A 26,063-nucleotide genomic window follows, 5' to 3' on the forward strand; every position below is an offset into this window, starting at 1 on the left:
CGGACTTCCGATCCATTTCAGATACACAGGCTGGACGGAAGCGACAAATCTCACTTTGTGTAACAACACACACGTATCGGCACATATTCCGGGGTGCCCTTCGGGGTCGGTAATATGGGATACGTGGAGGCATAACCCCAACTTTTAATATAGAGGTTTTAAACATGGCAACTGTTTCCATGCGCGACATGCTCAAGGCTGGTGTTCACTTCGGTCACCAGACCCGTTACTGGAACCCGAAAATGAAGCCTTTCATCTTCGGCGCACGTAACAAAGTTCACATCATCAACCTTGAGAAAACTGTACCAATGTTCAACGAAGCCCTGGCTGAGCTGAACAAGATCTCTTCCCGTAAAGGTAAGATTCTGTTCGTTGGTACTAAGCGCGCTGCAAGCGAAGCTGTGAAAGATGCTGCTAACAGCTGCGATCAGTTCTTCGTGAACCATCGCTGGTTGGGCGGCATGCTGACTAACTGGAAAACCGTTCGTCAGTCCATCAAGCGCCTGAAAGATCTGGAAACCCAGTCTCAGGACGGTACTTTCGACAAGCTGACTAAGAAAGAAGCGCTGATGCGCACTCGTGAACTGGACAAGCTGGAAAACAGCCTGGGCGGTATCAAAGATATGGGCGGCCTGCCAGACGCGCTGTTCGTAATCGATGCAGACCACGAGCACATCGCAATCAAAGAAGCTAACAACCTGGGTATCCCGGTATTCGCTATCGTTGATACCAACTCCGATCCGGACGGTGTTGACTTCGTTATCCCGGGTAACGACGACGCAATCCGTGCTGTTAGCCTGTACCTGAGCGCTGTAGCTGCTACCGTTCGTGAAGGCCGTTCCCAGGATCTGGCTTCTCAGGCGGAAGAAAGCTTCGTAGAAGCTGAATAATAAGGTTTCACCCCTTATTAGTACCGTGTATGAATAGGGGCCAATTATCGGCCCCTTTTTTCAATTTACACTGTTTGGCCGCAGGCCGGGCAGTTCACATCTCCCGAGGATTTAAGAATGGCTGAAATTACCGCATCCCTGGTAAAAGAGCTGCGCGAGCGTACTGGCGCAGGCATGATGGATTGCAAAAAAGCGCTGACTGAAGCGAACGGCGACATCGAGCTGGCAATCGAAAACATGCGTAAATCCGGTGCGATCAAAGCAGCTAAAAAAGCAGGCAACGTTGCTGCTGACGGCGTGATCATCACTAAGATCGACGGCAACTACGGCATCATCCTGGAAGTTAACTGCCAGACTGACTTCGTTGCTAAAGATGGTGGTTTCCAGGCATTTGCTAACAAAGTTCTGGACGCAGCTGTTGCGGGCAAAATCACTGACGTTGAAGTTCTGAAAGCACAGTTCGAAGAAGAACGTGTTGCTCTGGTTGCTAAAATCGGTGAGAACATCAACATCCGTCGTGTTGCTTCTCTGGAAGGCGACGTTCTGGGTTCATACCAGCACGGTGCACGTATCGGTGTTCTGGTTGCGGCTAAAGGCGCTGATGAAGAGCTGGTTAAACAGCTGGCTATGCACATCGCTGCAAGCAAACCAGAATTCGTTAAGCCAGAAGACGTGTCTGCTGAAGTGGTAGAGAAAGAGTACCAGGTTCAGCTGGACATCGCGATGCAGTCTGGTAAGCCAAAAGAAATCGCAGAGAAAATGGTTGAAGGCCGCATGAAGAAATTCACCGGCGAAGTTTCTCTGACTGGCCAGCCATTCGTTATGGATCCAAGCAAGTCTGTTGCTCAGCTGCTGAAAGAGCACAACGCTGACGTGACTGGCTTCATCCGCTTCGAAGTGGGCGAAGGCATCGAGAAAGTTGAGACTGACTTCGCAGCAGAAGTTGCTGCAATGTCCAAGCAGTCTTAATGATTGAAAAGGAGCCGCCTGAGGGCGGCTTCTTTTTGTCACCCGTCACACGAAATCAGACAGGCTCCAGTATCCCTGTGCTGATATGCGACATATCATGTCGCCAGAATTAACCCCCATCTTAATCGTTGACAGTCTCAGGAAAGAAACATGGCTACCAATGCAAAACCCGTGTACAAACGCATTCTGCTTAAGCTGAGTGGCGAAGCGCTGCAGGGATCGGAAGGCTTCGGTATTGACGCAAGCATCCTTGACCGCATGGCACAGGAAATCAAAGAACTGGTCGAACTGGGTATTCAGGTTGGCGTGGTCATTGGCGGTGGCAACCTTTTCCGTGGTGCTGGTCTGGCGAAAGCGGGGATGAACCGCGTTGTGGGCGACCACATGGGTATGCTGGCAACCGTGATGAATGGCCTGGCAATGCGTGATGCGCTTCATCGCGCCTATGTGAACGCCCGCCTGATGTCCGCAATCCCATTGAATGGCGTCTGCGATAACTACAGCTGGGCAGAGGCGATTAGCCTGCTGCGCAACAACCGCGTGGTGATCCTCTCCGCCGGTACGGGTAACCCGTTCTTTACTACCGATTCCGCTGCCTGCCTGCGCGGTATCGAGATCGAAGCCGATGTGGTTCTGAAAGCGACCAAAGTGGATGGCGTGTTTACTGCCGACCCGGCAAAAGATCCGTCTGCCACCATGTACGATCAGCTGAGCTACAGCGAAGTGCTGGAAAAAGAGCTGAAAGTGATGGATCTTGCCGCCTTTACGCTGGCTCGTGACCACAAACTGCCGATCCGTGTCTTCAACATGAACAAACCTGGCGCACTGCGTCGCGTGGTCATGGGTGAAAAAGAAGGCACTTTGATCACGGAATAATTTCCGTCGGCGATAAATACAGGTAAGATTCCGCTTTATTTTGTAGTGGTATCTTACCTGGGCGCGCCTTTGGCGTTGTCAGAATTAAACGCGACTATACTTAGCACACCTGTAGCGCTGTGCTGGCGGATAGTCTGCCTGAGACAAGTTTTCAAGGATTCGTAACGTGATTAACGAAATCAGAAAAGATGCTGAAGTACGCATGGAAAAATGCGTAGAAGCGTTCAAAACCCAAATCAGCAAAATCCGTACTGGCCGTGCTTCCCCAAGCCTGCTGGATGGCATCATCGTAGAATACTACGGCACGCCAACGCCACTGCGTCAGCTTGCGAGTGTTACCGTTGAAGATACCCGTACGCTGAAAATCAACGTCTTCGATCGTTCTATGAGCCCAGCGGTTGAGAAAGCGATCATGGCGTCTGACCTGGGTCTGAACCCAAGCTCTGCGGGCGCTGACATTCGCGTTCCACTGCCTCCACTGACGGAAGAACGTCGTAAAGACCTGATCAAAGTTGTTCGTGGTGAAGCTGAGCAGGGTCGCGTATCCGTGCGTAACGTACGTCGTGATGCGAACGATAAACTCAAAGCGCTGCTGAAAGAAAAAGAGATCAGTGAAGATGACGATCGTCGTTCTCAGGACGACATTCAGAAGATGACGGATGCTGCGATCAAGAAAATTGATGCGGCGCTGGCAGATAAAGAAGCGGAACTGATGCAGTTCTGATTTCTGTCGTACACTGATAAACGCCGTTCAGAAGGACTTCGGGTCTTGCTGGCGGCGTTTTGCTTTTATCTGGTCTAACTTTTTTCGGGCATCTCATGAAGCATTTAACACTCCTTGGCTCAACCGGCTCTATTGGTTGCAGCACTCTCGACGTTGTTCGCCATAATCCTGAACATTACACCGTGACCGCGCTGGTGGCCGGTAAGAATGTGCAGCGTATGATCGAACAGTGCCTGGAGTTTACGCCTCGCTATGCGGTTATGGATGACGAAGAGAGCGCCCGCCTGCTCACCGCGCAGTTGCGTGAGAAAGGCTGTCGTACCGAGGTCCTGAGTGGCCAGCAGGCGGCCTGCGACATGGCTGCGCTGGATGAGGTTGATCAGGTCATGGCGGCAATCGTCGGGGCTGCAGGGCTGCTACCGACGCTTGCCGCTATTGATGCCGGTAAAGAGGTTCTGCTGGCTAACAAAGAGTCGCTGGTGACCTGCGGACGTCTCTTTATGGAGGCGGTGAAGCAGCGCGGGGCGCGTCTTTTACCGGTCGACAGCGAGCACAACGCGATTTTTCAGAGTTTACCGCAACCTTTTCAACAGAACCTGGGGTACGCTGACCTGGAGCAGAATGGCGTTGTATCGATTTTGCTTACCGGGTCAGGTGGCCCGTTCCGTGAAACGCCACTGTCTGAACTGAGCGCAATGACGCCTGAGCAGGCGTGCCGTCATCCGAACTGGTCAATGGGGCGTAAAATCTCCGTTGACTCCGCCACCATGATGAACAAAGGTCTGGAATACATTGAAGCGCGCTGGCTGTTCAATGCGTCGGCGAAACAGATGGAAGTGCTGATCCACCCGCAATCGGTGATTCACTCGATGGTGCGCTATCAGGATGGCAGCGTCCTTGCGCAACTGGGCGAACCGGACATGCGCACGCCTATCGCGCATGCCATGGCGTGGCCGAATCGGGTGAAGTCCGGGGCGAAACCGCTCGATTTTTGCAAGCTGAGTTCACTGACCTTTAGCGAACCGGACTACGATCGTTATCCGTGTCTGAAGCTTGCGATGAAAGCCTTTGACCAGGGGCAGGCGGCGACGACGGCACTTAATGCAGCTAATGAAATTACCGTTGAGGCATTTCTGAATCAGCAGATCCGCTTTACCGATATTGCGACGTTGAATTTATCGGTACTGGAAATGATGGATTTGCGCGAACCACAAAGCGTGGAAGAGGTGCTGGCGGTGGATGCACAGGCTCGCGTTATTGCACGTAAGCAGGTGACACGCCTCGCAAGCTGGTGATAAAGCAAGCACTAGTGGTTGTGCTATTTGTTAGCGTTGGGCTTCAGTGATATAGTCTGCGCCACCTGATCGCAGGTATTTGACTTTACGTGGTCAGGTAAGCCGTGGTTTGACACGGCTTTTTTACGTATAGGCTTCAGTATTCCTGAGTACCGTTAAATCCTTTTCAGGGACCAAAAACGCGTTATGTTGTCTGCGAATCAACCAATAAGCGAAAACTTGCCAGCTCATGGCTGCCGTCATGTAGCAATCATTATGGATGGCAACGGCCGCTGGGCGAAAAGACAAGGGAAGATACGAGCCTTTGGGCATAAAGCTGGGGCGAAATCTGTTCGCCGCGCCGTTTCTTTTGCCGCCAATAACGGCATTGATGCGTTAACGCTCTATGCTTTTAGCAGTGAAAACTGGAATCGACCGCCGCAGGAAGTGACCGCGTTGATGGAATTGTTTGTGTGGGCGCTCGATAGCGAAGTAAAAAGCCTGCACCGCCACAACGTCCGTCTGCGTATTATCGGCGAAACCAGTCGTTTTAACTCACGTTTGCAGGAACGGATTCGTAAAGCAGAAGCGCTGACTGAAAATAATACCGGTCTGACGCTCAATATCGCGGCGAATTACGGTGGACGCTGGGATATTATCCAGGGCGTTCGGCATCTGGCCGAACAGGTTCAGGAAGGGCTGTTGAGACCCGACCAAATTGATGAAGAGGCGCTGAGTAAGCAAATCTGCATGAATGAACTGGCACCTGTGGATTTGGTAATTAGGACAGGGGGAGAACATCGCATCAGTAACTTTTTGCTGTGGCAAATTGCCTACGCCGAACTTTACTTTACTGATGTTCTTTGGCCCGATTTTGATGAACAAGACTTTGAAGGTGCGCTGCATGCCTTTGCCAATCGAGAGCGTCGTTTCGGCGGCACCGAGCCAGGTGGCGACAAAGCCTGATGGGGGTAGCTTTTGCTGAAGTATCGCCTGATTTCCGCTTTTGTATTAATACCCATTGTCATTGCGGCGCTGTTTTTACTGCCCCCGGTGGGATTCGCTATTTTGACGCTGGTGGTCTGCATGCTCGCCGCGTGGGAATGGGGTCAGTTTAGCGGCTTTACCTCGCGCACTCAGCGGGTATGGCTGGCGGTACTCTGTGGCTTTATCCTGGCCCTGATGCTGTTTACCTTGCCTGAATATCACCATGATATTCACCAACCGCTGGTTGCCGGTTCCCTTTGGGTATCGCTGGGCTGGTGGGTTGCCGCGCTGCTGCTGGTGCTTTTTTACCCAGGTTCCGCGGCATTCTGGCGTAATTCAAAAGTGTTGCGTCTTATTTTTGGCCTGCTCACAATTGTTCCTTTTTTCTGGGGTATGGTCGCACTGCGCGCCTGGCACTATGACGAAAACCACTACAGCGGCGCGATCTGGCTGCTTTATGTGATGATTCTCGTCTGGGGGGCTGACTCTGGGGCCTATATGTTTGGTAAACTGTTTGGCAAACATAAACTGGCGCCAAAAGTGTCTCCGGGCAAAACCTGGCAAGGATTCATCGGCGGCCTGTTTACGGCAGCAATCATTTCCTGGGGCTATGGCGTCTGGGCGAATCTGGAAGTGGCACCGTCAATACTGCTGGTGTGCTCTATTTTTGCTGCGCTGGCCTCGGTACTCGGTGATTTAACCGAAAGTATGTTTAAGCGTGAAGCAGGGATTAAGGACAGCGGACACCTGATTCCAGGACATGGCGGTATACTGGATCGCATTGATAGCCTGACAGCGGCTGTTCCAGTGTTTGCGTGCTTGCTTTTACTGGTATTCGGGACGATTTAACGGAAGGTTTTATGCTGAGCATTCTCTGGAATCTGGCGGCGTTCATTGTTGCACTGGGTGTACTGATTACCGTGCATGAATTTGGCCATTTCTGGGTTGCTCGCCGTTGCGGTGTGCGGGTAGAGCGGTTTTCCATCGGTTTTGGTAAATCACTCTGGACGCGCACTGACCGCCACGGCACAGAATTTGTCATCGCTCTTATCCCGCTTGGCGGCTACGTTAGGATGCTCGACGAACGCGTTGAGCCTGTCGCCCCTGAGCTACGACACAGCGCATTCAACAACAAAACCGTTGGACAACGCGCCGCCATCATCGCTGCCGGGCCGGTAGCCAACTTCATCTTTGCTGTTTTTGCCTACTGGCTGGTGTTTATCATCGGCGTGCCTGGCGTGCGTCCGGTTGTGGGTGAAATTGCGCCTGATTCCATCGCGGCGAGTGCGCAAATTACGCCGGGGATGGAACTTAAAGCGATTGATGGCATCGAAACCCCTGATTGGGATGCCGTGCGTCTGCAGCTGGTAGCCAAAATTGGCGATCGGCAGACAACATTCAGCGTGTCGCCGTTTGGTTCTGACCAGCGGCAGGACAAAGTGCTCGATTTACGTCACTGGCGTTTCGAGCCAGACAAAGAAGATCCCGTCTCTGCGCTGGGCATTCGTCCACGCGGTGCGCAGATTGAGCCGGTATTAGCCGAAGTACAGGCAAACTCGGCTGCCAGCAAAGCAGGTTTGCAAGCGGGCGACAGGATCGTTAAAGTCGATGGTCAACCATTAACAGAGTGGATGACCTTTGTTACTCTGGTGCGCGATAATCCGGGCACGTCGCTCGCGCTGGAAGTTGAAAGGCAGGGCAGTCCGCTTTCGCTGACGCTGACTCCGGATACGAAGTCGGTCGGCAAAAAGGCAGAAGGGTTTGCAGGCGTTGTGCCGAAAGTCATCCCGCTGCCAGATGAGTACAAGACAATACGCCAGTATGGGCCGTTCAGCGCCATCCTTGAAGCCACGGATAAAACATGGCAACTGATGAAGCTGACGGTAAACATGTTGGGGAAATTGATAACCGGTGATGTGAAACTGAACAACCTCAGTGGGCCAATTTCAATAGCTCAGGGGGCTGGGATGTCAGCGGAATTCGGGGTGATTTACTATCTCATGTTTCTTGCGCTCATTAGCGTGAACCTTGGGATAATCAACCTGTTCCCGCTTCCCGTTTTAGACGGGGGTCATCTGCTGTTTTTGGCGATTGAAAAGCTAAAAGGCGGGCCGGTATCCGAGCGAGTTCAAGACTTTAGTTATCGCATTGGCTCGATTTTGCTGGTGCTGTTAATGGGGCTTGCACTTTTCAATGATTTCTCTCGGTTGTAAGAGAGTTAGTTAGGAAGAACGCATAATAACGATGGCGATGAAAAAGTTGCTCATAGCGTCGCTGCTGTTTAGCAGCGCCACCGTATACGGTGCTGACGGGTTCGTAGTGAAAGACATTCATTTCGAAGGCCTTCAGCGTGTCGCCGTTGGTGCGGCCCTCCTCAGTATGCCTGTGCGCCCCGGCGATACGGTTAATGATGATGACATCAGTAACACCATCCGTGCTCTGTTTGCCACTGGCAACTTCGAGGATGTCCGCGTCCTGCGCGATGGTGATACGCTTCTGGTTCAGGTAAAAGAACGTCCGACGATCGCCAGTATCACCTTCTCCGGTAACAAGTCGGTGAAAGATGACATGCTCAAGCAGAACCTTGAAGCATCTGGCGTACGTGTGGGGGAATCTCTGGACCGCACAACCCTTTCAGACATAGAAAAAGGTCTGGAAGACTTCTATTACAGCGTGGGTAAATACAGTGCCAGCGTGAAAGCGGTTGTGACGCCGTTGCCACGTAACCGTGTTGACCTGAAACTGGTCTTCCAGGAGGGTGTTTCTGCGAAGATCCAGCAGATCAACATCGTGGGTAACCACGCGTTCAGCACCGATGAACTGATCTCTACGTTCCAGCTGCGCGACGAAGTGCCATGGTGGAACGTGGTGGGCGATCGTAAATACCAGAAGCAGAAACTGGCGGGCGACCTTGAAACCCTGCGCAGCTACTATCTGGATCGCGGTTATGCCCGTTTCAACATCGACTCGACTCAGGTCAGTCTGACGCCAGACAAGAAAGGCATCTACATTACGATTAACATCACAGAAGGCGATCAGTACAAGCTTTCTGGTGTTGACGTGAGTGGTAACCTGGCAGGCCATTCTGCTGAGATCGAATCGCTGACTAAAATTCAGCCGGGCGAGCTGTATAGCGGGTCTAAAGTGACCAAAATGGAAGACAGCATTAAGAAGCTGCTCGGCCGCTATGGTTATGCTTATCCGCGTGTACAAACTCAGCCTGAAATCAACGACGCGGATAAAACTGTGAAGCTTCACGTTAACGTTGATGCGGGTAACCGTTTCTACGTGCGTAAGATCCGCTTCGAAGGTAACGACACCTCCAAAGATTCCGTCCTGCGTCGCGAAATGCGTCAGATGGAAGGCGCATGGTTAGGTAGCGACCTTGTTGATCAGGGTAAAGAGCGTCTGAACCGTCTGGGCTATTTCGAAACGGTTGATACCGATACCCAGCGTGTTCCGGGCAGCCCGGATCAGGTTGATGTCGTGTATAAAGTCAAAGAGCGTAACACCGGTAGCTTTAACTTCGGTGTGGGCTACGGTACTGAAAGTGGCGTCAGCTTCCAGGTCGGCGTACAGCAGGATAACTGGCTGGGTACGGGTTACTCCGTAGGTATCAACGGTACCAAAAACGACTACCAGACCTACTCTGAGTTCTCTGTTACCAACCCATACTTCACCGTAGATGGTGTGAGCCTGGGCGGTCGTATCTTCTATAACGACTTTAAAGCAGATGACGCGGATCTGTCTTCTTACACCAACAAGAGCTACGGTGTAGATGGCACGCTCGGCTTCCCGGTTAACGAATACAACTCGCTGCGCGCTGGTTTAGGTTATGTGCATAACGACCTGTCCAACATGCAACCGCAGGTGGCGATGTGGCGTTATCTGGACTCTATTGGCCAGTCAACCAGTAAAAATGGGGACAACAACGGCTTTGCTGCTGATGACTTCACCTTCAACTATGGCTGGACCTATAACCGTCTCGACCGTGGTTACTTCCCGACGGAAGGTTCTCGTGTCAACCTGAACGGTAAAGTGACCGTTCCGGGGTCTGATAACGAGTTCTACAAGGTAACGCTGGACACCGCGTCCTACTTCCCAATTGATGACGACCACAAGTGGGTAGTCCTGGGTCGTACCCGTTGGGGCTATGGCGATGGTTTAGGTGGCAAAGAACTGCCATTCTATGAGAACTTCTACGCCGGTGGTTCCAGCACCGTCCGTGGCTTCCAGTCCAACAACATTGGTCCGAAAGCGGTCTATTACGGCGGTAACGACACCGATAACTGTAATAAATCGTCGTCTTCTGAAGTCTGTAGCTCTGATGATGCGGTGGGCGGTAACGCCATGGCCGTTGCTAGCCTGGAGTTCATCACACCAACGCCGTTCATCAGTGATAAATACGCAAACTCAGTCCGTACATCCATCTTCTGGGATGCCGGTACTGTATGGGATACCAACTGGGAGAATACTGCCCAGATGCGTGCGGCAGGCGTACCAGACTACAGCGATCCGAGCAATATTCGCATGTCTGCAGGTATCGCATTACAATGGATGTCACCGCTGGGGCCGTTGGTCTTCTCTTACGCCCAGCCGTTTAAGAAATACGATGGAGACAAAGCGGAGCAATTCCAGTTTAACATTGGTAAAACCTGGTAATAATCCGCTGCAATGGAATGCGTTGGCAGTGTAGCGCTGACAACTGGCGATCGGTAACACGATCGCCTTGCCACGCAAAGAACGGTACCTTCTGGTGCCAATGGGATGGTAAGGAGTTAATTGTGAAAAAGTGGTTATTAGCTGCAGGTCTCGGTTTAGCGATGGCAACCTCTGCTCAGGCAGCAGACAAAATTGCAATCGTCAACATGGGTAATTTGTTCCAGCAGGTTGCACAGAAAACAGGTGTTTCTGCGACGCTGGAAAACGAATTCAAAGGCCGTGCAAGCGAACTGCAGGGTATGGAAAACGATCTTCAGTCCAAAATGCAGCGTCTGCAGCGTGATGGTTCTACCATGAAAGCGAGCGACCGTAGCAAGCTGGAAAAAGACGTAATGGCTCAGCGTCAGACGTTCTCCCAGAAAGCGCAGGCTTTCGAGCAGGATCGTCAGCGTCGTTCTAACGAAGAGCGTGGCAAGCTGGTGACTCGCATTCAGACTGCTGTTAAAGCAGTTGCTGCCGATCAGAGCATCGATCTGGTTGTTGATGCGAATGCCGTTGCTTTCAACAGCAGCGATGTTAAAGACATCACCGCTGATGTTCTGAAACAGGTTAAATAAGTAATGCCTTCAATTCGACTGGCTGATTTAGCTCAGCAGTTGGATGCAGAATTACACGGTGATGGCGATCTCGTCATCACCGCTGTTGCGTCCATGCAATCTGCTAAAGCCGGCACTATTACCTTCATGGTAAGCCCTAAGTACCGTGAGCAACTGGCTCAATGCCAGGCGTCAGCTGTTGTTCTGACGCAGGACGATCTTCCGTTTGCCACTGGAAGCGCGTTGGTAGTGAAAAATCCCTACCTGACGTATGCACGCATGGCACAAATTCTTGATTCCACGCCGCAGCCGGCGCAGGACATTGCTGCCAGTGCAGCGATTGATCCGACGGCTCAGCTTGGTCACAACGTGGCAGTTGGCGCAAATGCCGTTATCGAATCTGGCGTGGTGCTGGGCGATAACGTTGTCATTGGTCCAGGTTGCTTCGTTGGGAAAAATACGAAAATCGGCGCCGGGACCCGTTTATGGGCCAACGTGTCTGTTTACCATGAAGTAGAAATTGGCGAAAATTGCCTCATTCAGTCCAGCACAGTGATTGGTTCTGATGGCTTTGGCTACGCTAACGATCGTGGTAATTGGGTTAAGATCCCACAGCTTGGTCGCGTGATTATCGGCGATCGTGTTGAGATCGGTGCTTGTACCACCATTGACCGTGGTGCACTTGACGATACGATTATTGGCAATGGTGTTATCATCGATAATCAGTGCCAGATTGCGCATAACGTTGTGATTGGCGACAATACCGCGGTTGCGGGTGGCGTTATCATGGCGGGCAGCCTGAAAATTGGCCGTTACTGCATGATCGGCGGTGCGAGCGTGATTAATGGCCATATGGAAATATGCGACAAGGTGACCGTGACAGGAATGGGCATGGTAATGCGTCCTATCACCGAACCTGGCGTCTATTCCTCTGGCATCCCGCTGCAACCCAACAAGGTATGGCGTAAAACAGCTGCTCTGGTGATGAATATTGATGATATGAGCAAGCGACTCAAGTCTCTTGAGCGCAAAATCGATCAACAAGACTAAGCGTTCATCCGTTTAATGCTATATTCCCCGGCCTGTCGGCTTTCTTATAAACCGGCAGGCCGTGTTATTATTTTTATCAGTACATTTTGACAGGAAGAGTATTTTGACTACTGACACTCATACTCTGCATATTGAAGAGATTTTAGAACTTCTGCCGCACCGCTACCCGTTTTTGCTGGTAGACCGTGTGCTGGATTTTGAAGAAGGTCGTTTTCTGCGCGCAGTGAAAAATGTTTCCGTGAACGAGCCGTTCTTCCAGGGACACTTCCCGGGTAAACCTATCTTCCCGGGTGTGTTGATTCTGGAAGCGATGGCACAGGCTACCGGTATTCTTGCGTTTAAAAGCGTGGGCAAACTGGAGCCGGGTGAGCTGTACTACTTCGCGGGTATCGATGAAGCGCGCTTCAAGCGTCCTGTCGTGCCTGGTGATCAGATGATCATGGAAGTCACTTTTGAAAAAACGCGTCGCGGCCTGACTCGCTTCAAAGGCGTAGCTCTGGTTGACGGCAAAGTTGTTTGCGAAGCGACTATGATGTGTGCTCGTAGCCGGGAGTCTTGATACGTGATTGATAAATCCGCCTTTATTCATCCTACCGCCATTGTGGAAGTCGGTGCCATTATTGGTGCTAACGTCCATATTGGCCCATTTTGTATTGTTGGACCCCATGTCGAAATTGGTGAGGGTACAGTACTGAAATCTCATGTTGTCGTGAATGGTCATACGACTATTGGCTGCAATAACGAGATCTATCAGTTCGCTTCCATCGGCGAAGTAAACCAGGATCTTAAATATGCTGGTGAGTCGACCCGTCTGGAAATCGGCGATCGTAACCGCATTCGCGAAAGCGTCACCATTCATCGTGGAACAGTACAGGGTGGTGGATTGACGAAGGTGGGCAGCGACAACCTGTTTATGGTTAATGCGCATATCGCGCACGACTGTACGGTAGGTAACCGCTGTATTCTTGCCAACAACGCAACGCTGGCAGGACACGTATCGGTAGATGATTTCGCAATTATTGGCGGCATGACCGCAGTCCATCAGTTCTGCATCATTGGTGCACACGTGATGGTCGGCGGATGCTCCGGTGTGGCGCAGGATGTCCCACCGTTCGTCATTGCGCAGGGTAACCATGCCACGCCGTTTGGCGTGAACATCGAAGGCCTCAAGCGTCGTGGCTTTAGCCGCGAAGCGATTACTGCAATCCGCAACGCGTACAAACTGTTGTACCGTAGCGGTAAAACGCTGGAAGAGGCGAAGCCGGAAATTGCCGAGCTGGCGGAAAAGCACCCTGAAGTGAACGAGTTCATGACGTTCTTTGACCGTTCCACAAGGGGTCTGATTCGTTAATGGTCGACAGTCGTCCGCTTACGATAGCCCTGGTCGCCGGAGAAACCTCCGGCGATATTCTTGGTGCAGGTCTTATCCGCGCACTTAAGGCCCGGGTACCCAATGCGCGCTTTGTAGGCGTTGCTGGCCCGCTGATGCAGGCCGAAGGCTGTGAAGCCTGGTATGAAATGGAAGAGCTGGCTGTGATGGGCATCGTTGAGGTGCTGGGTCGCCTGCGTCGTCTGCTGCACATTCGTGCCGATCTCACCCGTCGCTTTACCGAACTCAAACCTGATGTGTTTGTCGGTATCGATGCACCGGATTTCAACATTACCCTCGAAGGGAATCTGAAGCAGAAGGGCATCAAAACCATTCATTATGTCAGTCCGTCCGTCTGGGCGTGGCGACAGAAACGCGTTTTCAAAATCGGACGGTCAACCAACCTGGTGCTGGCTTTTCTGCCTTTCGAAAAAGCGTTTTACGACAAATTTAATGTCCCGTGCCGTTTTATCGGTCATACCATGGCGGATGCAATGCCGCTGGATCCGGATAAAAACGCGGCGCGCGATGTGCTGGGTATTCCTCATGATGCGCACTGTCTGGCACTGCTGCCCGGTAGCCGTGGTGCAGAAGTCGAGATGCTCAGCGCGGACTTCCTGAAAACGGCGCAAATCCTTCGCAAGACCTATCCTGACCTCGAAGTGGTTGTGCCGCTGGTGAATGCAAAACGTCGCGAGCAGTTTGAGCGCATCAAGGCGGACGTTGCTCCGGATCTCCATGTCCATCTGCTGGACGGGAAGGGCCGTGAGGCGATGGTCGCAAGCGACGCCGCACTGCTGGCCTCGGGCACCGCTGCGCTGGAGTGTATGCTGGCGAAATGCCCGATGGTGGTAGGCTATCGCATGAAGCCGTTCACCTTCTGGCTGGCGAAACGTCTGGTGAAAACGGACTATGTCTCTCTGCCAAACCTGCTTGCCGGGCGCGAGCTGGTAAAAGAGCTTCTGCAGGATGAGTGCGAGCCGCAGGCGCTGGCCGATGCGTTGTTACCGCTACTGGCCGACGGCAAAACCAGCCACCAGATGCATGATACGTTCCGCGAACTGCATCAGCAGATCCGCTGTAATGCCGATGAACAAGCGGCTGAAGCGGTGCTGGAGTTAGCAAAATGATGGAATTTATTTATCCTCACACCCACCTCGTGGCGGGTGTGGACGAAGTCGGTCGTGGCCCGTTAGTGGGTGCAGTGGTGACCGCTGCGGTGATCCTCGATCCTGCTCGCCCGATTATCGGGTTAAACGACTCTAAAAAATTGTCTGAAAAGCGCCGTCTGGCGCTGTTTAGTGAGATTCAGGAAAAGGCGCTGGCCTGGAGCCTGGGGCGTGCAGAGCCGCATGAGATCGACGAACTCAATATTTTGCATGCCACTATGCTGGCGATGCAGCGTGCAGTGGCGGGTCTGAAAATTACCCCGGAGTATGTCCTGATTGACGGAAACCGCTGCCCTGCGTTGCCGATGCCGTCAATGGCGGTGGTGAAAGGCGATAGCCGGGTCGCAGAAATCAGTGCGGCTTCTATCATTGCCAAAGTGACGCGTGATGCTGAAATGGCCGCGCTGGACCTCACTTACCCTCAGTATGGCTTCGCCCAGCATAAGGGTTATCCAACGGCCTTTCATCTGGAAAGGCTGGCTGAACATGGCGCAACTGAACATCACCGACGCAGCTTTGGCCCGGTGAAACGCGCGCTGGGACTGGTGTCCTGAATCAATACGCAAGCAATTAAGTAACGCGGAATCTGAAGATGGCTGAACCACGTTTCGTACACCTGCGGGTGCATAGCGACTACTCCATGATCGATGGGCTGGCGAAGACCGGGCCGCTGGTAAAAAAGGCGGCCTCGCTTGGCATGCCTGCGCTGGCGATCACCGATTTTACCAACCTGTGTGGCCTGGTGAAGTTCTACGGAGCGGCACATGGCGCGGGGATGAAACCCATCGTTGGCGCGGATTTTCACGTCCAAAGCGATCTTATCGGCGATGAATTGACGCAAATCTCCGTGTTAGCGATGAATAACGTAGGGTATCAAAACCTTACTCTGCTTATCTCCAAAGCCTATCAGCGCGGCTATGGCGCACTGGGGCCGTGGATCGACCGGGACTGGCTGGCTGAGCTGAACGACGGGCTGCTGCTGATCTCCGGCGGCCGTATGGGTGATGTCGGAAAATGTCTGCTGCGTGGCAACAGTGCGCTGGTGGATCAGTGCGTGTCGTTCTATGAAGAACATTTCCCGGATCGTTACTACCTTGAGCTGATCCGCACCGGTCGGCAGGACGAAGAGAGTTACCTGCACGCCGCGGTTGCGCTGGCTGAAGAACGCGGCCTGCCCGTGGTGGCAACCAATGACGTGCGTTTCCTTGAGCCTGGCGATTTTGACGCGCACGAGATTCGCGTCGCGATCCATGATGGCTTCACGCTTGACGATCCGAAACGTCCGCGCAACTACTCGACGCAGCAGTACATGCGCAATGAAGAGGAGATGTGCGAACTCTTCTCCGATATCCCGGAAGCGCTGGAGAACAGCGTAGAGATAGCCAAACGCTGTAACGTCACCGTGCGCCTTGGCGAATACTTCCTGCCGCAGTTCCCGACCGGGGACATGACCACGGAAGATTTCCTGGTCATGAAGTCAAAAGAAGGCCTCGAAGAGCGTCTGGAATTCCTCTTCCCGGATGAAGAAGAGCGTAAAAAGCGTCGTCCGGAGTATGACGAGCGCCTGGATATTGAACTCCAGGTGATCAACCAGATGGGTTTCCCGGGCTACTTCCTGATCGTTATGGAGTTTATCCAGTGGTCGAAGGATAACGGCGTACCGGTTGGACCGGGGCGTGGATCCGGTGCGGGCTCGCTGGTGGCCTATGCACTCAAAATTACCGACCTCGACCCGCTGGAATTTGACCTGCTGTTCGAACGTTTCCTTAACCCGGAACGTGTCTCGATGCCCGACTTTGACGTCGACTTCTGCATGGAGAAACGCGACCAGGTTATTGAACACGTGGCGGACATGTACGGCCGCGACGCGGTATCGCAGATTATTACCTTCGGTACGATGGCAGCGAAAGCGGTTATTCGCGACGTTGGCCGTGTACTGGGGCATCCGTACGGTTTTGTCGATCGTATCTCTAAACTGGTGCCACCTGACCCAGGTATGACGCTGGCAAAAGCGTTTGAAGCTGAACCACAGCTGCCAGAAATCTACGAAGCCGATGAAGAAGTTAAAGCGCTGATCGACATGGCCCGCAAGCTGGAAGGCGTCACGCGTAACGCCGGTAAGCATGCGGGTGGGGTAGTTATCGCGCCGACCAAAATCACCGATTTTGCGCCGCTATACTGCGATGAAGCGGGCCAGCATCCGGTCACCCAGTTTGACAAGAACGACGTCGAATACGCCGGGCTGGTGAAGTTTGACTTCCTCGGTCTGCGTACGCTCACCATCATCAACTGGGCGCTGGAGATGATCAACGCCCGTCGCGAGAAGAACGGCGAGCCGCCGCTGGATATCGCGGCCATTCCGCTTGATGATAAGAAAAGTTTCGACATGCTGCAGCGCTCGGAGACCACCGCCGTCTTCCAGCTTGAATCCCGCGGCATGAAAGATTTGATTAAGCGCCTGCAGCCTGACTGCTTCGAAGATATGATCGCACTGGTGGCCCTGTTCCGTCCGGGCCCGCTACAGTCAGGGATGGTAGATAACTTTATCGACCGTAAGCACGGGCGTGAAGAGATTTCCTATCCGGATGTGCAGTGGCAGCACGAGTGCCTGAAGCCCGTTCTGGAGCCAACCTACGGCATTATCCTGTACCAGGAACAGGTTATGCAGATTGCCCAGGTGCTCTCTGGCTACACCCTTGGCGGCGCGGACATGCTGCGTCGTGCGATGGGTAAGAAAAAGCCGGAAGAGATGGCCAAGCAGCGCGGCACTTTCGAAGAAGGCGCAAGAAAAAACGGTATTGATGGCGAGCTGGCGATCAAAATCTTTGACCTGGTAGAGAAATTCGCCGGGTACGGATTTAACAAATCCCACTCTGCAGCCTATGCTTTGGTCTCTTACCAGACGCTGTGGCTGAAAGCGCACTATCCTGCTGAATTTATGGCGGCGGTTATGACTGCCGATATGGACAACACCGAGAAGGTGGTTGGCCTGGTCGATGAGTGCTGGCGCATGGGGCTTAAGATCCTGCCGCCGGATATCAACTCCGGTCTCTATCATTTCCACGTCAATGAGCACGGGGAAATTGTTTACGGGATTGGCGCGATAAAAGGCGTGGGTGAAGGCCCGATTGAGGCAATCCTCGAAGCGCGTAACAACGGCGGTTATTTCCGCGAGTTGTTCGATCTTTGCGCCCGTACGGACACCAAAAAACTGAACCGCCGCGTGCTCGAAAAACTGATCATGTCCGGCGCGTTCGACAGGCTGGGGCCGCATCGTGCCGCGCTGATGAACTCTCTCGGCGATGCGCTGAAAGCGGCGGATCAGCACGCCAAAGCGGAAGCGATCGGTCAGGCGGATATGTTTGGCGTACTGGCGGAAGAGCCAGAGCAGATAGAGCAGTCTTATGCCAGCTGCCAGCCGTGGCCAGAACAGGTGGTGCTGGATGGAGAGCGTGAAACGTTAGGCTTATACCTGACGGGGCACCCCATCACCCAGTACATCAAAGAAATTGAGCGCTATGTCGGAGGCTACAGGCTGAAAGACATGCATCCGACAGAACGTGGTAAAATCACCACGGCTGCGGGGCTCGTGATTGCTGCAAGGGTTATGGTCACCAAGCGCGGCAATCGTATCGGCATCTGTACGTTGGATGACCGTTCCGGGCGTCTGGAGGTGATGTTGTTCACCGACGCGCTGGATAAATACCAGCATTTGCTGGAAAAAGACCGCATACTTATCGTCAGCGGACAGGTCAGCTTTGATGACTTCAGTGGGGGGCTTAAAATGACCGCCCGCGAAGTGATGGACATTGACGAAGCCCGGGAAAAATATGCTCGCGGGCTTGCTATCTCGCTGACGGACAGGCAAATTGATGACCAGCTTTTAAACCGACTCCGTCAGTCTCTGGAACCCCACCGCTCGGGGACAATTCCAGTACATCTCTACTATCAGAGGGCGGATGCACGTGCGCGGTTGCGCTTTGGTGCAACGTGGCGTGTCTCTCCGAGCGATCGTTTACTTAACGATCTCCGTGGCCTCATTGGTTCGGAGCAGGTGGAACTGGAGTTTGACTAATACAGGAATACTATGAGTCTGAATTTCCTTGATTTCGAACAGCCGATTGCTGAGCTGGAAGCGAAAATCGATTCTCTGACAGCGGTAAGCCGTCAGGATGAAAAACTGGATATTAACATCGATGAAGAAGTGCATCGTCTGCGTGAGAAAAGCGTAGAACTGACGCGCAAAATCTTTGCCGATCTCGGCGCATGGCAGATCGCCCAGCTGGCGCGTCATCCACAGCGTCCGTACACCCTGGATTATGTCCGCCTGGCGTTTGACGAATTTGACGAACTGGCAGGCGATCGCGCTTACGCTGACGACAAAGCTATCGTCGGTGGCATCGCACGTCTGGACGGGCGCCCGGTGATGATCATTGGTCATCAGAAAGGTCGTGAAACCAAAGAGAAAATTCGCCGTAACTTTGGTATGCCGGCACCAGAAGGCTACCGTAAAGCCCTGCGTCTGATGGAGATGGCTGAGCGTTTCAAGATGCCAATCATCACCTTCATCGACACCCCGGGTGCGTATCCTGGCGTGGGCGCGGAAGAGCGTGGCCAGTCAGAAGCCATCGCACGTAACCTTCGCGAGATGTCTCGCCTGAAGGTGCCGGTCATCTGTACCGTTATCGGTGAAGGGGGTTCCGGTGGTGCGCTGGCGATTGGCGTGGGCGATAAAGTGAATATGCTGCAGTACAGCACCTATTCCGTTATCTCCCCGGAAGGCTGCGCCTCTATTCTGTGGAAGAGCGCCGATAAAGCGCCTCTGGCTGCAGAAGCGATGGGCATCATTGCCCCACGTCTGAAAGAGCTGAAGCTGATCGACTCCGTGATCCCTGAACCTCTGGGTGGCGCGCATCGTAAGCCGGAAGTGATGGCGGCTTCCCTGAAAGCGCAGCTGCTGGCAGACCTGGCGGACCTGGATGTCCTGAGCACAGAAGATCTGCTCAACCGTCGTTACCAGCGTCTGATGACCTACGGTTACGCGTAAGCTTCACAATTATCCTAAAAGCCGCACATTGTTGCGGCTTTTTTTATGCCTGCCGTTTACCTTAACTATGCTTAGCTAATGTTTTTCAAGGAGGTAAACCGTGAACATCATCGCCATTATGGGGCCGCACGGCGTCTTTTATAAAGACGAGCCCATTAAGGAGCTGGAGCACGCCCTTCAGTCCCGCGGGTACCAGTTGATTTGGCCGCACAATAGCGCCGACCTGCTGAAATTTATCGAGCACAACCCTCGCATCTGTGGCGTGATCTTCGACTGGGACGAGTACGACATGGAGTTGTGCAGCGATATCAATAAGCTGAACGAATATCTCCCGCTGTACGCTTTTATTAATACCCACTCGACAATGGACGTGAGCGCTCATGATATGCGAATGGCGCTGTGGTTCTTTGAATACTCACTCGGTGTCGCGGAAGATATTGCGACCCGTATTCAGCAGTACACCGGTGAATATCTCGATAACATCACGCCACCGTTTACCCGCGCGCTGTTTACTTACGTCAAAGAAGGCAAATACACCTTCTGCACGCCTGGCCATATGGCCGGGACGGCCTATCAAAAAAGCCCGGTGGGTTGTTTGTTCTATGATTTCTTCGGGGGCAACACGCTCAAAGCGGACGTGTCGATTTCCGTCACTGAACTCGGCTCGCTGCTCGATCACACCGGACCGCACCTGGAAGCTGAAGAATACATTGCCCGGACTTTTGGGGCCGAGCAGAGTTATATGGTGACCAACGGTACCTCGACATCAAACAAAATCGTCGGAATGTACGCCGCACCCGCCGGCAGCACCTTGCTGATTGACCGTAACTGCCACAAGTCGCTGGCTCATCTGCTGATGATGAGCGATGTCGTGCCGTTATGGCTCTCCCCGACGCGAAACGCGCTTGGGATCCTCGGCGGGATCCCGCGTCGTGAATTTAGCCACGCCGCGATTGAACATAAGGTCGCGGCGATCCCGGGGGCAAGCTGGCCGATCCATGCGGTCATCACTAACTCCACCTATGACGGTCTGCTCTATAACACCACCTGGATTAAGCAGACGCTGGATGTGCCGTCGATCCACTTTGACTCCGCGTGGGTGCCATACACCAACTTTCACCCGATTTACGCGGGAAAAAGCGGCATGAGCGGTGAGCGCGTGCCGGGCAAAGTGTTTTTCGAAACGCAGTCGACGCACAAAATGCTGGCCGCGTTTTCTCAGGCCTCGCTTATTCACATCAAAGGCGAGTACGACGAAGAGACGTTTAACGAAGCCTTTATGATGCACACCACCACCTCGCCAAGCTATCCGCTGGTGGCCTCTATTGAAACGGCGGCGGCAATGCTGCGCGGGAATCCGGGCAAGCGTCTGATCAATCGGTCTGTGGAGCGGGCGCTGCATTTCCGTAAAGAAGTCCAGCGGCTGAAAGATGAAGCGGACGGCTGGTTCTTCGATATCTGGCAACCCGAAGAGATTGATGAGGCCGAGTGCTGGCCTGTCTCACCCGGCGAGAGCTGGCACGGTTTTCGCGATGCCGACGCCGACCATATGTTCCTCGACCCGGTGAAGGTGACGATCCTGACGCCGGGGATGGACGAACAGGGCACGATGAGTGACGAAGGCATTCCTGCTGCTCTGGTGGCAAAATTCCTTGATGAACGTGGCGTAGTGGTGGAGAAAACCGGCCCGTATAACCTCTTGTTCCTGTTCAGTATCGGGATTGATAAAACCCGTGCGATGGGCTTATTGCGCGGACTGATGGAGTTTAAGCGCGCTTACGATCTCAACCTGCGGGTGAAAAATATGCTGCCGGATCTTTATGCTGAAGATCCTGACTTCTACCGCAATATGCGCATTCAGGATCTGGCCCAGGGGATCCATCGGCTGATCCGTCAGCACGATCTGCCGCGCCTGATGCTGCAGGCGTTTGACGTGCTGCCGGAGATGAAGTTGACCCCACACAAGGCCTGGCAACGTCAGGTGAAAGGGGAGGTTGAAACCGTTGAGCTGGAAAATCTGGTCGGGCGCGTGTCGGCTAATATGATCCTGCCTTATCCGCCGGGCGTACCGTTGTTGATGCCGGGGGAGATGATCACCGAAGAGAGTCGGGCGGTGCTCGATTTTCTGCTGATGCTCTGCTCAGTGGGTCGCCACTATCCGGGCTTTGAGACTGATATTCACGGGGCGAAGCGCGATGAGCAAGGGGTTTACTGGGTGCGAGTCCTAAAATAAGGGCGACAGCTTGCCAGGCCCGGGTTGTCGGTTGTAACGTTCAGGCATCATAAAAAGGAGAAGCTATGCTGGGTTTAAAACAGGTTCACCATATTGCGATCATTGCCACCGATTACGCAAAAAGTAAGGCCTTCTACTGCGATATTCTGGGCTTTACGTTGTTAAGCGAGGCTTACCGTGAGGAGCGTGACTCCTGGAAAGGCGATCTCGCTTTAAACGGGCAATATGTGATTGAGCTGTTCTCTTTTCCTTTTCCGCCAGCACGTCCGTCCCGCCCGGAAGCCTGCGGCCTGCGCCACCTTGCCTTTAGCGTCGACGACATTGATCGCGCCGTAAAACATCTGGAGACCCACGGCGTGAAGTGCGAAGCGATTCGTATCGATCCGTTAACCGACAAGCGTTTTACCTTTTTCAACGATCCGGATGGCCTTCCGCTGGAGCTTTACCAGCAGTAATTTCCACCCTGTGTGATAATGCCCGCTCAGTTCGGGCATTTTTATATGTGATTTTCTATGACCCTACCCGCGATTGCTCAAGCCGTTTCACCGTACCGCCAGCTGCTGGTGGGGTTTAGCGGTGGCCTGGATTCCACCGTTTTGCTCCACCGTCTCAAACTCTGGCGTGACAACGAGCCTGATATTCAGCTTCGGGCGATGCACATTCATCACGGGTTAAGCCCGCACGCGGATGCGTGGGTGGCACACTGCGAGGCGGTGTGTGCGGCATGGGCGATCCCGCTGACTGTTGAACGTGTACATCTCCAGGATGAGGGGCTGGGCATTGAGGCGCAGGCGCGTAAAGCACGCTATGCCGCTTTTGCCGCTGAATTACAGCCTGACGAAGCGCTGGTCACGGCGCAGCATCTCGATGACCAGTGCGAGACGTTATTACTGGCCCTCAAACGAGGAAGCGGCCCGGCGGGATTATCCGCGATGCCAGAACGGGCTGATTTCGCCGGATCGCACCTCCTTCGCCCACTGCTTGGCGAGACGCGAGCCTCGCTGGAAACGTGGGCACGGGAACACGAGCTGAGCTGGATTGAAGATGAAAGCAACCAGGATGACCGCTATGACCGTAACTTCCTGCGTCTGCGTGTCGTACCGCTTCTGAGCGAACGCTGGCCGCACTTTGCAGAAGCGGCAGCACGCAGCGCCATGCTGTGCGCTGAACAGGAGAGTCTGCTGGATGAGCTGCTGAGCGAAGAGCTGGCGGAACTGATTTCCGCGCAGGGATCGCTTACCATCGCACCGCTGGAAGCGATGAGCCCGGCGCGTCGGGCCGCATTGTTACGACGCTGGCTGGCCTCTCACGGTGCCGCTATGCCGTCGCGGGCAATGCTGGCTCGTTTCTGGGATGAAGTCGCCCTGGCGCGGGAAGATGCTACGCCGTGTGTGCACCTGAACGGTTTCGACGTCAGACGCTATAAAGGGGCGCTCTGGTGGGTTAAATCATCTCCCTCGCTCGCCGACAGGGTACTCGACTGGCCGTCGCTTGCGGAACCGCTGCTGTTGCCCTGTGATGCCGGTCGTGTGTCTTTGGTGCCAACCGGCCATGTACGTCTGCCTGAACCCGGGGAGCCGGTCACCGTGCGCTTTAAGGCGGGCGGTCTGCTGCATATTGTCGGGCGCAACGGAGGGCGGAAGCTGAAGAAAATCTGGCAGGAGAGCAATGTGCCGCCCTGGCGACGCGATACCACGCCGCTACTTTTCTACGGTGAAACGCTGATTGCTGCTGCGGGGGTATTCATTACGCAAGAGGGGTGGGCAGAAACGGGCGTGCAGTTTGAGTGGAAAGCGTAACGGGCAGCCGGGCTGCCCGTTAGTGTCATCAGGATTCGCTCACCACAACGGTGCCGATTTGCGGGTGGCTGAAGCTGGCAATTTTGTCCAGACGTAGCTCACGCGTCGCCCCGGCATCTTCCACTATCAGATATTCCACATTCTTTCGCGAAACCAGGTCGCTGGCTTTTGCCTTCAACACTTCGCCATCTTTTAGCTCCAGCGTCAGTATTAAATGATGCTGGCAGGCGAGTTCGAGGTTGTCATAGTCATCACAATTGATGGGTTGATAAGTTTCATTCATTGACATAATCGCTCACCAGTAAATTCGCCGCAGCATACGCTGCTTTTTCCCTGACCGATTCTGAAAGGCCCTCATCAGAGGCCACTTCATTAAGCACTTTCAATACACAGCCCAACGCGTCCGGGACATACCCCAGATCTCCGCTGGCGATTTCCGCATACCGTTTGCGAATTAACTCACAATAATTATTCACATCCCCTCCCGCCAGCGCACTGACTTACTGTGAGATATCATTAAGCCTACGAAGATAAACTCGGTTTAGCAAGGTGACTATACCATACTCATTTAAGCAATATCAGCGCCTTGATAGCCGGTGAATGTTCACCCGGGAACAGCCTTTTTATTCCTTTTTCGCTACAATGTGCGCCTGATTCGAAAGGAGTTCTCTCATGGCGCTGAAAGCGACAATTTATAAAGCTGTGGTCAATGTGGCAGATCTTGACCGCAACCAGTTCCTGGATGCGTCACTCACTCTGGCACGCCACCCCTCTGAAACCCAGGAGCGCATGATGCTGCGCCTGCTGGCGTGGATAAAGTATGCTGACGAGCGTCTGCAATTTAGCCGTGGCTTAAGCGCTGAGGACGAGCCAGAGGCCTGGCTGCACAACGATCATCTGGGTATCGATTTATGGATTGAACTCGGTCTGCCGGATGAGCGCCGCATTAAAAAGGCCTGCACGCAGTCCGCTAACGTGGCGTTATTCGCATATAATCAACGTGCTGCGGAAATCTGGTGGCAGCAAAGCAAGAGCAAGTGCGGGCAGTTTGCCAACCTTACCGTCTGGTATCTGGACGATGAGCAGCTGGCGAAGCTGAGCGAGTTTGCCAGCCGGACGATGGTCCTGCAGGCCACAATTCAGGACGGTGCTATCTGGCTTTCTGATTCTCAGAATAATCTGGAAATTCATTTGACGGCGTGGCAGCCAGCGCCATGATTGTCTTGTCCCGAAACGTTAGCATCCCTGACAATGAGCTGGAGATCACCGCCATCCGTGCTCAGGGGGCGGGTGGACAGCACGTTAACAAGGCTTCAACGGCTATCCATTTGCGCTTTGACATTCGGGCCTCCAGCCTGCCAGAGTATTACAAAGAAAGCCTGCTCGCTGCCAGCCATCACCTGATCACCAGTGATGGCGTGATTGTGATTAAAGCGCAGGAGTACCGCAGCCAGGAGTTGAACCGCGAAGCGGCGATTGCCAGACTGGTGTCGATGATTAAAGAATTAACGACAGTGCAAAAAAGCCGTCGGGCAACGCGACCGACCCGCGCATCGAAAGAGCGTCGGCTATCGTCGAAGGCCCAAAAATCCACAGTGAAAGCACTACGCGGTAAAGTTCGTCGCCCTACGGAGTGACGAAAAGGAACACAATTTCATAAGGAATTCATTGTGAAAAAAGCATTATTGTCAGCGCTGGCAGTGAGTACGCTGTTTGCGCTTTTCGGGTGTAACAACCGTTCTGAAACGCAGGTCGTGCAGCCTGCGCAGAATGAAGAGTTAAAACCAATGCAGCAGAGCTGGCGCGGCGTTTTACCGTGTGCCGACTGCGAGGGCATTGAAACGTCACTGTTCCTGCAGAAAGACGGTACCTGGGTTATGAACCAGCGTTATCAGGGGGCGAAAGAACCATCTTCCTTTGCGTCCTACGGGACATGGGCGCGTACGGCTGAGAAGCTGGTACTGACGGATACCACCGGTGAGAAAACCTATTTCCGCGCCAAAGGTGAAGGGATGGAGATGCTCGACCGCGAAGGCAATCCGATTGAGTCCCAGTTCAACTATACGCTGGCCCCGGTGAAAGCGGCCCTGCCTGCAACGCCAATGCCAATGCGTGGGATGTATTTCTATATGGCGGATGCGGCGATCTTTACCGACTGCGCCACCGGCAAGAAAATCAGCGTGGCGAACAATGCGCAGCTGGAGCGTGATTACGCTGTTGCGCGCGGCAATGACAGCAAGCCTGTCCTGCTGACGGTAGATGGTCACTTTACGCTGGAGCCGAACCCGGACAGCGGAGAGCTGGTGAAAACGCTGGTGGCAGATAAAGACGCGAAGTTTGTTGCGGGCAAAGACTGTAACAGTAAATAAGCCGATATCGACCCATTAAAAAACCCCGCCTGAGCGGGGTTTTTTGTTG

At 53.6% G+C, this 26,063-nt stretch carries 25 protein-coding genes; 23 read left to right on the top strand and 2 right to left on the bottom strand.

All coding sequences use genetic code 11. From position 1 onward, the window contains the following. Positions 1–164: 164 nt before the first annotated feature. From rpsB to tilS, 20 genes are all read left to right on the top strand, one after another. Positions 165–890, top strand: coding sequence for a 30S ribosomal protein S2 (rpsB, locus tag BJP35_RS08690; protein ID WP_003856207.1), 726 nt, complete (start codon positions 165–167; stop codon positions 888–890). Positions 891–1,007: 117 nt separating this feature from the next. Continuing rightward, the gene (tsf, locus tag BJP35_RS08695) at positions 1,008–1,859 is read left to right on the top strand and encodes a translation elongation factor Ts (RefSeq protein ID WP_008501911.1); all 852 of its coding nucleotides are present in this window, start codon (positions 1,008–1,010) and stop codon (positions 1,857–1,859) included. A 150-nt stretch (positions 1,860–2,009) separates the two neighbouring features. Continuing rightward, positions 2,010–2,735 (top strand): UMP kinase, encoded by a 726-nt coding sequence (pyrH, locus tag BJP35_RS08700; RefSeq protein WP_003856194.1) that lies wholly within the window; start codon positions 2,010–2,012, stop codon positions 2,733–2,735. Between the two features lie 166 nt (positions 2,736–2,901). Further along, positions 2,902–3,459 (top strand): ribosome recycling factor, encoded by a 558-nt coding sequence (gene frr / locus BJP35_RS08705; RefSeq protein ID WP_014168702.1) that lies wholly within the window; start codon positions 2,902–2,904, stop codon positions 3,457–3,459. 95 nt (positions 3,460–3,554) lie between these two features. After that, positions 3,555–4,754 carry a 1-deoxy-D-xylulose-5-phosphate reductoisomerase gene (gene ispC / locus BJP35_RS08710; protein ID WP_020882617.1) on the top strand — a complete coding sequence of 400 codons (1,200 nt, stop codon included), beginning with the start codon at positions 3,555–3,557 and terminating at the stop codon, positions 4,752–4,754. A gap of 186 nt (positions 4,755–4,940) precedes the next feature. After that, positions 4,941–5,699 carry a (2E,6E)-farnesyl-diphosphate-specific ditrans,polycis-undecaprenyl-diphosphate synthase gene (ispU, locus tag BJP35_RS08715; RefSeq protein WP_014168704.1) on the top strand — a complete coding sequence of 253 codons (759 nt, stop codon included), beginning with the start codon at positions 4,941–4,943 and terminating at the stop codon, positions 5,697–5,699. Between the two features lie 12 nt (positions 5,700–5,711). Further along, entirely contained in the window at positions 5,712–6,569 is an 858-nt protein-coding gene (gene cdsA / locus BJP35_RS08720) for a phosphatidate cytidylyltransferase (RefSeq protein ID WP_032679640.1), read from the top strand. An 11-nt stretch (positions 6,570–6,580) separates the two neighbouring features. Continuing rightward, on the top strand, positions 6,581–7,933 hold the full coding sequence (rseP, locus tag BJP35_RS08725) for a sigma E protease regulator RseP (RefSeq protein WP_086463034.1): 1,353 nt from the start codon (positions 6,581–6,583) through the stop codon (positions 7,931–7,933). Between the two features lie 31 nt (positions 7,934–7,964). Beyond that, on the top strand, positions 7,965–10,382 hold the full coding sequence (gene bamA / locus BJP35_RS08730; RefSeq protein ID WP_014168707.1) for an outer membrane protein assembly factor BamA: 2,418 nt from the start codon (positions 7,965–7,967) through the stop codon (positions 10,380–10,382). A gap of 122 nt (positions 10,383–10,504) precedes the next feature. Next, entirely contained in the window at positions 10,505–10,999 is a 495-nt protein-coding gene (gene skp / locus BJP35_RS08735; RefSeq protein WP_020882619.1) for a molecular chaperone Skp, read from the top strand. Positions 11,000–11,002: 3 nt separating this feature from the next. Beyond that, on the top strand, positions 11,003–12,028 hold the full coding sequence (gene lpxD, locus BJP35_RS08740; protein ID WP_014168709.1) for a UDP-3-O-(3-hydroxymyristoyl)glucosamine N-acyltransferase: 1,026 nt from the start codon (positions 11,003–11,005) through the stop codon (positions 12,026–12,028). Between the two features lie 103 nt (positions 12,029–12,131). Next, positions 12,132–12,587, top strand: coding sequence for a 3-hydroxyacyl-ACP dehydratase FabZ (gene fabZ, locus BJP35_RS08745; protein WP_010426706.1), 456 nt, complete (start codon positions 12,132–12,134; stop codon positions 12,585–12,587). Positions 12,588–12,590: 3 nt separating this feature from the next. Continuing rightward, positions 12,591–13,379: an acyl-ACP--UDP-N-acetylglucosamine O-acyltransferase gene (gene lpxA, locus BJP35_RS08750; protein ID WP_020882620.1), complete on the top strand. Its 789-nt coding sequence runs from the start codon at positions 12,591–12,593 to the stop codon at positions 13,377–13,379. Further along, a complete protein-coding gene (gene lpxB, locus BJP35_RS08755) occupies positions 13,379–14,527 on the top strand; it encodes a lipid-A-disaccharide synthase (RefSeq protein ID WP_032681631.1) in 1,149 nt (382 codons plus the stop codon). Before lpxA ends, lpxB begins: the two co-directional genes overlap by 1 nt. Continuing rightward, the gene (rnhB, locus tag BJP35_RS08760; protein WP_014168714.1) at positions 14,524–15,120 is read left to right on the top strand and encodes a ribonuclease HII; all 597 of its coding nucleotides are present in this window, start codon (positions 14,524–14,526) and stop codon (positions 15,118–15,120) included. The genes lpxB and rnhB overlap by 4 nt, the downstream gene beginning before the upstream one ends. A gap of 38 nt (positions 15,121–15,158) precedes the next feature. Further along, positions 15,159–18,641, top strand: a complete 3,483-nt coding sequence (dnaE, locus tag BJP35_RS08765; protein WP_014168715.1) for a DNA polymerase III subunit alpha — start codon at positions 15,159–15,161, stop codon at positions 18,639–18,641. A gap of 12 nt (positions 18,642–18,653) precedes the next feature. Continuing rightward, on the top strand, positions 18,654–19,613 hold the full coding sequence (gene accA, locus BJP35_RS08770) for an acetyl-CoA carboxylase carboxyl transferase subunit alpha (RefSeq protein ID WP_014168716.1): 960 nt from the start codon (positions 18,654–18,656) through the stop codon (positions 19,611–19,613). Positions 19,614–19,713: 100 nt separating this feature from the next. Then, positions 19,714–21,846: a lysine decarboxylase LdcC gene (locus tag BJP35_RS08775; RefSeq protein WP_086463035.1), complete on the top strand. Its 2,133-nt coding sequence runs from the start codon at positions 19,714–19,716 to the stop codon at positions 21,844–21,846. Positions 21,847–21,911: 65 nt separating this feature from the next. Further along, entirely contained in the window at positions 21,912–22,301 is a 390-nt protein-coding gene (locus BJP35_RS08780) for a VOC family protein (protein WP_086463036.1), read from the top strand. Between the two features lie 57 nt (positions 22,302–22,358). Further along, positions 22,359–23,645 carry a tRNA lysidine(34) synthetase TilS gene (gene tilS, locus BJP35_RS08785; protein ID WP_059306863.1) on the top strand — a complete coding sequence of 429 codons (1,287 nt, stop codon included), beginning with the start codon at positions 22,359–22,361 and terminating at the stop codon, positions 23,643–23,645. Positions 23,646–23,673: 28 nt separating this feature from the next. On the opposite strand, the gene rof is transcribed toward tilS, so the two are convergent. Both rof and BJP35_RS08795 read right to left on the bottom strand, forming a co-directional pair. Continuing rightward, positions 23,674–23,934, bottom strand: a complete 261-nt coding sequence (gene rof / locus BJP35_RS08790; protein ID WP_014168720.1) for a Rho-binding antiterminator — start codon at positions 23,932–23,934, stop codon at positions 23,674–23,676. Continuing rightward, complete coding sequence (locus tag BJP35_RS08795) at positions 23,921–24,121, bottom strand: YaeP family protein (protein ID WP_014168721.1); 201 nt, start codon at positions 24,119–24,121, stop codon at positions 23,921–23,923. The genes rof and BJP35_RS08795 overlap by 14 nt, the downstream gene beginning before the upstream one ends. Before the next feature lie 196 nt (positions 24,122–24,317). Between BJP35_RS08795 and BJP35_RS08800 the strand changes: the two genes are divergently transcribed. From BJP35_RS08800 to nlpE, 3 genes are read left to right on the top strand one after another with little or no spacing between them, the layout of a single operon-like run. Next, a complete protein-coding gene (locus BJP35_RS08800) occupies positions 24,318–24,863 on the top strand; it encodes a YaeQ family protein (protein WP_014168722.1) in 546 nt (181 codons plus the stop codon). Further along, the gene (arfB, locus tag BJP35_RS08805; RefSeq protein WP_050737481.1) at positions 24,860–25,282 is read left to right on the top strand and encodes an alternative ribosome rescue aminoacyl-tRNA hydrolase ArfB; all 423 of its coding nucleotides are present in this window, start codon (positions 24,860–24,862) and stop codon (positions 25,280–25,282) included. Before BJP35_RS08800 ends, arfB begins: the two co-directional genes overlap by 4 nt. A 33-nt stretch (positions 25,283–25,315) precedes the next feature. After that, positions 25,316–26,014, top strand: coding sequence for an envelope stress response activation lipoprotein NlpE (nlpE, locus tag BJP35_RS08810; RefSeq protein ID WP_014168724.1), 699 nt, complete (start codon positions 25,316–25,318; stop codon positions 26,012–26,014). Positions 26,015–26,063 lie beyond the last annotated feature (49 nt).

The organism is Enterobacter sp. J49, assembly GCF_002148625.1.
Classification (GTDB): domain Bacteria; phylum Pseudomonadota; class Gammaproteobacteria; order Enterobacterales; family Enterobacteriaceae; genus Enterobacter; species Enterobacter ludwigii.